The organism is Alteromonas sp. ABH4_453, assembly GCF_056160665.1.
Genome location: NZ_JBSWXP010000024.1, coordinates 1 through 321, shown reverse-complemented (window position 1 = coordinate 321; position 321 = coordinate 1). Strand labels below are relative to the sequence as shown.

General features: G+C 49.5%; 2 tRNA genes. Both read left to right on the top strand.

Annotated elements, in window-relative coordinates:
• The first annotated feature begins 9 nt into the window (after window positions 1-9).
• A tRNA-Glu gene (locus ACXAGV_RS19065) sits at window positions 10-85 on the top strand.
• Window positions 86-242: 157 nt separating this feature from the next.
• A tRNA-Glu gene (locus tag ACXAGV_RS19060) sits at window positions 243-318 on the top strand.
• Window positions 319-321 lie beyond the last annotated feature (3 nt).

Sequence of the window (321 nt, the reverse complement as noted above, 5' to 3'; positions counted from 1 at the left end):
AGATTTTCAGTCCCCTTCGTCTAGAGGCCTAGGACACCGCCCTTTCACGGCGGTAACAGGGGTTCGAATCCCCTAGGGGACGCCATTTTATTGCGTCACAGTCGATTAAAACTGTGAAATAGGCTGGAGTTGATTAATCAACTTCTGACTGAAAATTTTGGTAAGGAAAGGTCGCTCAGTTCGCTAGCTCACTTTGCCTTACTGAAAATCTCGAAAGCAGTGCTTTCGACAGAAGATTTTCAGTCCCCTTCGTCTAGAGGCCTAGGACACCGCCCTTTCACGGCGGTAACAGGGGTTCGAATCCCCTAGGGGACGCCATTT